Source organism: Pelatocladus sp. BLCC-F211, from assembly GCF_041928655.1.
Classification (GTDB): domain Bacteria; phylum Cyanobacteriota; class Cyanobacteriia; order Cyanobacteriales; family Nostocaceae; genus Pelatocladus.
The window spans coordinates 1-8,290 of record NZ_JBHFLM010000124.1; the positions used below are offsets into that span (position 1 = coordinate 1).

5 protein-coding genes and 1 pseudogene are annotated in these 8,290 nt (G+C 41.1%); 4 read left to right on the top strand and 2 right to left on the bottom strand.

The genetic code is table 11. From position 1 onward, the window contains the following. Positions 1-325, top strand: a pseudogene (locus ACE1AT_RS15395) (phosphate ABC transporter substrate-binding protein); the annotation flags it as partial. A 74-nt stretch (positions 326-399) separates the two neighbouring features. After that, on the top strand, positions 400-1,455 hold the full coding sequence (locus ACE1AT_RS15400) for a PstS family phosphate ABC transporter substrate-binding protein (protein ID WP_374869775.1): 1,056 nt from the start codon (positions 400-402) through the stop codon (positions 1,453-1,455). A 193-nt stretch (positions 1,456-1,648) separates the two neighbouring features. Here the strand turns inward: ACE1AT_RS15400 and ACE1AT_RS15405 are convergent, their stop codons facing one another. After that, a complete protein-coding gene (locus ACE1AT_RS15405) occupies positions 1,649-2,368 on the bottom strand; it encodes a Crp/Fnr family transcriptional regulator (RefSeq protein ID WP_016863057.1) in 720 nt (239 codons plus the stop codon). A gap of 297 nt (positions 2,369-2,665) precedes the next feature. Here ACE1AT_RS15405 and ACE1AT_RS15410 point away from each other — a divergent pair, with 297 nt between their 5' ends. Further along, the gene (locus ACE1AT_RS15410) at positions 2,666-3,580 is read left to right on the top strand and encodes a DALR anticodon-binding domain-containing protein (RefSeq protein WP_374869777.1); all 915 of its coding nucleotides are present in this window, start codon (positions 2,666-2,668) and stop codon (positions 3,578-3,580) included. Positions 3,581-3,877: 297 nt separating this feature from the next. Here ACE1AT_RS15410 and ACE1AT_RS15415 read toward each other — a convergent pair whose 3' ends face one another. Beyond that, positions 3,878-4,756, bottom strand: coding sequence for a Cof-type HAD-IIB family hydrolase (locus tag ACE1AT_RS15415; RefSeq protein ID WP_374869779.1), 879 nt, complete (start codon positions 4,754-4,756; stop codon positions 3,878-3,880). Positions 4,757-4,879: 123 nt separating this feature from the next. Between ACE1AT_RS15415 and polA the strand changes: the two genes are divergently transcribed. After that, positions 4,880-7,843 carry a DNA polymerase I gene (gene polA / locus ACE1AT_RS15420; protein ID WP_374869781.1) on the top strand — a complete coding sequence of 988 codons (2,964 nt, stop codon included), beginning with the start codon at positions 4,880-4,882 and terminating at the stop codon, positions 7,841-7,843. Positions 7,844-8,290 lie beyond the last annotated feature (447 nt).

Sequence of the window (8,290 nt, forward strand, 5' to 3'; positions counted from 1 at the left end):
TCCGGGTGGTATGTATTACGCTTCGGCGCCAGAAGTAGTCGGACAATGTAGTGTTAAACCTTTATCACTAGGAAAAACAGCAGATAAATTTATTCCACCCTACAAAGAACCATTTATTTCTCTGCAACAATGCCCACAACAGCGCAACCAACTCAATGCACCTGCCTTTTTGAGTGGTGAATATCCCATTACCAGACGCTTATTTGTGATTGTCAAACAAAACAATCAAACCGATCAGCAAGCAGGAGAAACCTATGCTAATTTGCTGCTGACAAACCAAGGTCAAGAATTAATTGCTAAAACTGGATTTGTCAGGATTAGATAATTTATTGAATTTGTTGTTTGTTGTTGGTAATCAACAATCACTAACAACAAACTATTAACAATTGGTAAATGACTATGTCACAAAAAAATGAAACGCCAATTTTGATATTGTCTTTATTAATCACTGTTGGCTTGATTGGGGGCGGCTTTTGGTGGTTCACCAGAAAAACAAGTCTTAACTTTAATCAAGTTACCAAACCTCAACCGATTAATTCCACTACTCCCAATATCACTCAGCCAAAATCAAGTGGCAATAATTTTGCCTCTGTTCAAAATGTCCCTACAGGATTATTCAACTATGGAGGTAGCACCTCTTGGGCAACCGTGCGACTCGCCGTTGATCCAGCAATTCAAGCAGCACGGCCAGAGTTTCGCTTGCGTTATGTAGAGCCTATCAGCGGTAATCCTGGTTCTGGTACAGGTATCCAAGCATTAATTGATGGTCAATTAGCCTTTGCTCAGTCGTCTCGACCAATTCTAGATGAAGAACTTAACCGTGCTAAACAGCGTGGATTTACTTTGCAACAAATTCCTGTAGCAATTGATGGCTTGGCAGTAGCAGTAAATCCTAACATTAATATCCCAGGACTAACAGTAGACCAGTTACGCTCTATTTACACAGGCAAAATCACAAATTGGAGTCAAGTGGGTGGGTCTAATATCCCTATAAAGGCATACTCTCGCCGCATTAGTGATGGCGGGACTGTAGAATTATTTGTCCAAGACATCTTGGGTGGTCAAGATTTCAGCTCTAATGTGGAGCTTGTTGCCACCACCACCCAAGCCCTAAATAAAGTGGCTAGTAGCCCTGGTGGCATATATTACGCTTCTGCCCCTGAAGTTGTTCCTCAATGTTCAATTAAACCCTTGCCTTTGGGGCGAATGCAAGGGCAATATATTGCTCCCTACCAAGACCCCATTGTCCTCCCTTCTGAGTGTCCTGGTAGACGAAACAAATTGAACATTGAGGCTTTCCAATCTGGAAAGTATCCAATTACCCGCAATCTGTTTGTGGTGGTCAAACAGAATGATCAAACCGAGCAGCAAGCGGGTGTCGCTTATGCCAACTTGCTGCTGACTGAGCAGGGACAGGAATTGATTTCCCAAGCTGGTTTTGTCAAAATTCGCTGACACCTGTCAGAGACAGACTACAAAGTGGCAAGATTGCCAATAGACACCCCTAGAACCCTCTATTAAGCGCCTAAGAACTTTTTAGGTGGTTTTATTCTTTTAGAGGATTACGCCTTCCCGTCAGGATAGCGGTGGTGGGCGCTATTCCTATCTGGTAGGGCGACTTCTCATCAAAGAATTTGGCAACTGTGCTTTAGCCGGCTCTGTTAATCGATTCTGCTGGCAAGCAAATCAAATTATCTCCCTGGGTGAGGATTAAGCCGCGCTGACGCAACTTGCCCATCAAACGGGTGACGGTAACACGAGTCGAACCAATGGCACTGCCAATTTGGGCATGAGTGAGGGGGAAAGGTAAACAATAGCCACGAATCACTTCTGGATCGGTTTCACTCATTGCCGGCTCTCCATATTCCTCAATCAACAATGTGAGGAATCCTAAGAGTCGGTCAATCGTGCGGCGTTGCCCTAAAGCACTCAGCCACAGCAGTTTACGCTGGTGCTGATATCTAAAGGCATCCATAACTTCACGTCGGAAGTGAGGCCAGTTGTCTAAATCGTGCCAGTACATCCACAGCACCGCTGTTTGGTCAACGTGGGCGTAAGCCTGGAGCGTGAATGGTGATTGAGCAACAATTTCAAAGGGCTGTCCTGCACCCACAAATCCTAAGAAGGCTTCTTCCGGAGTTCTGTTGATGCGTCGGGACGTTAACTGACTTGCTGTTGCACTCACTTGGGCGGTTCCTACCATGCGGATTGCACCCCTTTGCACTAAATACAACAATCCAGGACGGGCTGGAATGCGTTCATCTTTGCTAAAGGTGCGGCAGCGGTAGTGTTCTTGAGCCCAATCAAGAATGCGTTGCCAAGTTAAGAAAGGCCGTGATGCCTCAGAAAAGGAGGATGGAGATTGCATAGGTAACAAAGAGCGTTCGGCTGAAGACAAAAAGAGGTCATAACAAGGTGCAAGGAGTGTCTTCTCGTTGGCAGGTTAGGCCTGACACCTAACAGTGCCAGCCATGCAAAGAGAGGAATTTTAGTTCCTACTCTTTTGTTATACTTCCTACTGTACAATGATGGTAGTAAAATTTACTCAGTTTCAAAAAAAATTTGCATTTTTCTAATTTTTCTTTGATTAAATTAAAGTTCTGCCTAAAGACAGATGACATAAAATCAATAGTTTGGAAACGGATGCCTAATATCAGTAAAGTAAGTGCATAAAAAGCTACTAGTAACTAACTACGCAGCTCTTAAGCAGTTAATATACTGTTATTTAAGAGAAGAGCTAAGTATTTATACGAATATCATAAAAAGCAAATGCCCAATAAATCAAAATTTTCCTCTCTCTAAAGGTAGAGATAATAATCAGGTTTTTTACATCACAGGGTTAGCACTACAACTGGCAAAATATGAGAAAATTCCACCGATGGAGATTGCCAACGCGATCGCTTCTCATTTATCGGCAAACTCGGTTGGAGTTGTCAGCATTCAAATAGTTCCACCTGGTTGGATTCATTTAAAATTGGCTCACCCTGTGTTGGCTGATTGGTTACAAAGCCTTACAGAAAGTCGGTGGGACACCCATCTCCTTGAAGGGGGAGAAGGGGGACAAAACAAGTCAAAAGTCATAGACGCGCAAGCGGCTTCCCGTTCGACAAAGTCGTTCCCGCAGGGTAGGGTAAGTCAAAAGTCAAAATTAAGAACTTGTTGCCCAATGCCCAATGCCCTATTTCCCGTTCAATATGCCCATGTGCGCTGTTGCTCACTGCTGCGGTTGGGTGAGCAAGAGGGATTAATTACTTATGGGGACGCTATACCTTGGCTTAACAATCGGCAAGAACAGCGTTTTCATCACCCAACTGAACTTTGCTTGATCAGCGAGTTAGTCAAAGTAGTTGACGAACTAGAGTGTTCTGACTCTGGTGCTGCGGTGAAATGGGAAAAAGTAGCACTTGCTTTAAGTCAAGCGTTTGAAAACTTTTGGCGCGACTGTCGAATTTGGGGTGAAATAAAAGCCAATTCACCAGAACTAGCCCAAGCTAGACTGGGTCTAGTTTTAGCCACTCAATCGGTTTTAAGACGACTGTTGGAAGAAAAGCTTAATATTTTTGCTCTTTGGGAATTATGAATTGATGTTGTTTGCAAGTAAAAACTAACTACCACAAACATCAAACAACAGATAAAAATGAAAGAAATCAAAACTTTTGTAACAAGTATTGACTGGCTTAATCACCTAAGATATATTAGCTGGTGTGTGAGGAGCGAACCAGCAAGGGTGCCGAGACGAAACACGGCCAGTCGTCGGCGCCCTTTCTGATTTTTTAGTATTTTGTGAGTAGAAAATAATTTTGTAGAGACGTGCCATGGCACGTCTTTATAGTAATTAATGGTTAGTTGGGTTGTTCCAAATAACAACCAACAGCTACTACGATAGCAAAAACTTTTCTATTGCCACTGCTGCCCCATCTTGGTCAATAGTGGGAGCTATCCAGCTAGCGATCGCCTGGATTTGGGGTGGTGCATTACCCATCGCGACACTAATACCAGCATACTCTAGCATTTCTAAATCATTAAAGTTATCGCCAATAGTCATGACGTTACTAGGTTGTAATCCTAGCAATTCTTCAGCCAGGTAACGCACTGCCATACCTTTATTCGCAAAAGGATGAGTCGCTTCAAAAAATGTAGCAACGGATTTTGTCAAATATAATTCCGCAGGCGTATATTGAAGGCGTAAAGAACCAAGTAAATTATCAATAATGTCTTTGTCGTCGCACAAAGCCAGAACTTTTGTTGGTTCATGATCGGTTAAAACTTGGCGTAAATCACCGACTGCAATGGGCGCAATACCAGAACGTTCTGAATAGACTTGAGTTTCGGTTGTGATTTCGCGGACGTAGAGTTGATCGTTGACGTAAAAATGAACAGATAAAAGCGATCGCAATTCTGGTTGTTCAAAATAGTCTAATAGCCGATGAGCCATTTCCCTAGAAACAGGTAAATGTTGATGCATTTGTTGAGAAGCTGGATCTTGTATCCAGGCTCCTTGGTAAGCTACTAAAGGCAGAGTAGAACCAATATCTTGATGGAAGCGTAAAGCAGAACGAAACATTCTACCAGTGGCGATCGCGACTTGAATTCCTTTTGCTTTTGCCGCGGTGATTGCTTCCCTGACGGGTTGATTGATATTGTTAGATTCGCCGGCAATAGTTCCATCTATATCTAGAACCAGCAGTTTAATTTCTTTTGTAGCCATACCCACAACAGCAGCTGATTTCAATTGAGTAGCAGATGCTTTTTGCATAAATTTGGTGAGCAATAACTGTAAAGTCCCAGTAAGAGGTTATCAGTCTCTAGTTAAGAAATCACCTAAAATCCTCCTACTGGTCAGATAAAGCAATCAAAGCTGCTGGTTAAAATAAATTCTATGTCCCAAACAACACCCTCCAATTCAACTGCAACACGTCCCACCTTCATTTTGATAGATGGACACTCCTTAGCATTTCGTTCCTACTTTGCTTTCGCCAAAGGAAGAGACGGTGGACTGCGAACCAAAACCGGAATTCCGACCAGCGTATGTTTTGGTTTTTTAAAGTGTCTCTTAGAAGTCATGACAATGCAACAGCCACAAGCAATTGCAGTGGCCTTTGATTTAGGCTTGCCAACTTTCCGCCACGAAGCCGATGATACTTATAAAGCCGATCGCCCAGGTACACCAGAAGATTTTGTTCCCGATCTGAAAAACTTACATGAGTTGCTGGATGGATTCAATCTGAAAATTCTTACCGCTCCTGGTTACGAAGCAGATGATGTACTGGGAACCTTAGCGCAAAAAGCAACTGCTGCTGGGTATAAAGTCAAGATTCTCACAGGCGATCGCGATTTATTTCAACTCATCGATCCTGAAAAAGAAATTAGTGTTTTGTATTTTAGTCCGGATGCGCTGAAGCGTTCCACATCTACAAACGGTATCAGCGAATTTGGCCCGGAAGAAGTTAAACAAAAACTAGGCATTTTGCCATCACAAGTAATTGATTATAAAGCTCTTTGTGGTGATAAATCAGATAATATTCCTGGTGTCAAGGGCATAGGTGAAAAAACAGCAGTTCAATTGCTAAATACCTACGGTTCCCTTGAGCAAATTTATGCTTCCTTGAGTAAAATTAAAGGCGCAACTCAGAAAAAATTAGAATCTGGCAAAGAAGACGCCGAAAAATCTCGATTCTTAGCTGCGATCGTTCTTGATGTTCCCCTTGAGATTGATTTAGAAGATTGTAAATTAAAAGGTTTTGATAGTAATGTTCTGACACCTATTTTAGAAAACTTAGAATTTAAATATTTTTTAGGCAAAATTAACCAACTCCAGCAAAAGTTTGGTGGTAGTGTTACAGAAATATCAGACACAGCAACAACAGAAACAACAGCAACAGAAGCTATAGATGCGAAATTTCACATCTCTACAGATGATGAAGATTTGTGGTTTTTCAGTGCTGCGGAAACAGAACAAATTCAACAGCAACAAAATACTTCGATCATTCAACCGCGGATCATTGATACAGAAGCAAAGCTAACTGAGTTAGTGAAGTTATTACAAGAATTTACTGACTCAAATTTACCCATAGCTTGGGACACTGAAACTAATGATTTAGAACCACGAGATGCAGAATTAGTAGGAATTGGTTGTTGTTGGGGAACCAACTTAGATGAAGTAGCTTATATTCCCTTAAATCATCGAACCGGAGAAAATTTAAATAAAGAAATTGCACTACAAGCTTTACGCCCAATTTTGGAAAGTGCTAATTATCCCAAAACTTTTCAAAATGCTAAATTTGATCGCTTAGTTTTCAAGTGTCAAGGAATTAAGTTAGCTGGGGTAGTATTTGACCCTATGCTGGCTAGTTATGTCCTCAATCCTGATAGTAGCCATAATTTGAGTGACTTGGCTCAAAAACATTTAGGATTGACGATTAAAAATTATCTAGATGTGGTTCCCAAAGGTAAAACCATTGCTGATATAGAGATTAACAAGATAGCCGATTACTGTGGTTTGCAAGTTTGGGCGACATTCCAACTAGTACCAAAATTGCGTGCAGAATTAGAGAAAATACCAGCTTTGCATCAGCTATTAATGGATGTAGAACAACCGTTGGAACCTGTGTTAGCAGACATGGAATACAATGGTATTCACATCAATACAGCTTATTTAAACGAACTTTCACAACAATTAGAAACAGATTTAGCAAAACTGGAACAACAAGCTTATGACATAGCCGGAGAAAAATTTAATTTGGGTTCTCCCAAACAATTGAGTCAAATATTGTTTGAAAAATTGGGGTTAAGTACTAAATATTCTCGCAAAATTCAAACAGGATATTCCACAGATGCAGCTACCCTAGAAAGATTACGAGAGGTAGACACCACAGGTATTATTGATGCCATTATTGAATATCGGACTCTGGCAAAATTAAAGTCTACTTATGTGGATGCTTTACCAACATTGGTGCGCGCCGATACAAAGCGAGTCCATACCGATTTTAATCAAGCAGCGACATCAACAGGTAGACTATCTTCTTCTAATCCAAATTTACAAAATATCCCGATTCGCACTGCTTTTAGTCGCCAAATTCGCAAGGCGTTTCTACCAGAATCTGGTTGGTTAATGGTTGCTGCTGATTACTCTCAGATAGAGTTAAGAATTCTCACTCATTTGAGTCAAGAACCAGTACTAGTAGAAGCTTATCAAAATAACGAAGATATTCATATTGTTACCGCGAGACTGATGTTTGAAAAAGAAGATATTACATCAGATGAAAGACGGGTAGCAAAAACGATCAACTTTGGTGTGATTTATGGTATGGGTTCGCTGAAGTTTTCCCGTTCAACAGGTGTGGATAGAAACCTCGCTAACGAATTTATCAAGCGATTTAGCAAACGTTATCCGAAAATTTTTGAATGTTTAGAGGGATTAAAAAAACAAGCGATCGCTCAAGGTTATGTAGAAACAATTCTTGGTAGACGTCGTTATTTTGAGTTTACCACCAATAGCCTACGTCAATTAAAAGGCAGTAACCCAGAAGATATTGATTTAGGTAAATTAAAGAATTTAGGTAATTACGATACTGGTTTATTACGTTCTGCTGCTAACGCCCCAATTCAAGGATCTAGCGCTGATATCATCAAAATTGCGATGGTGAGGCTGCATGAAATTTTGCAAAATTACCAAGCACGATTATTACTGCAAGTTCACGACGAATTAGTATTTGAGATTCCTCCACAAGAATGGGAAGAATTACAAATCCAAATTAAGTCAGTGATGGAAAATGCTGTACAGTTAAGTGTTCCCTTGGTAGTAGATGTACGCGCCGGCGATAATTGGATGGAAACGAAGTGATTGGGGATCGGGGATCGGGGATAAGGTGATTAACTTAATAGCAAACTCATGATCCATCTGTGTGTATCTGTTTGCTCAGTGGTTGATTTTTCATTCTCTTGTTGTAGGTGCTAACATCTGTACCGATATTGCACTTAATCCCACCCATAGCTTATGAAATCAAGAAAGACACGCCTTTAGATAGTTGTCTTGTCAAAATAGTTCTTTCTTTTGGGATTGAAGTTATTAGTCAATGAAACAGAAAAATATTCTTTGGGAAAGTGGTTATTAGTACTTAAAGACTATAAGGTAAATGTCAATGATAAGTCAATACGGTTCAGTTAAGGCTAAAAACTAAAACTAGCGTAGGTTGGGGAGCCAGTGCGTTGCGGGGGTCCCAAGAGTTGTAGCACCTGGCGTTTGAGGAACGTAGACGCGCCCTGCGCGGCTTCTCGCAGAGTAACCCAA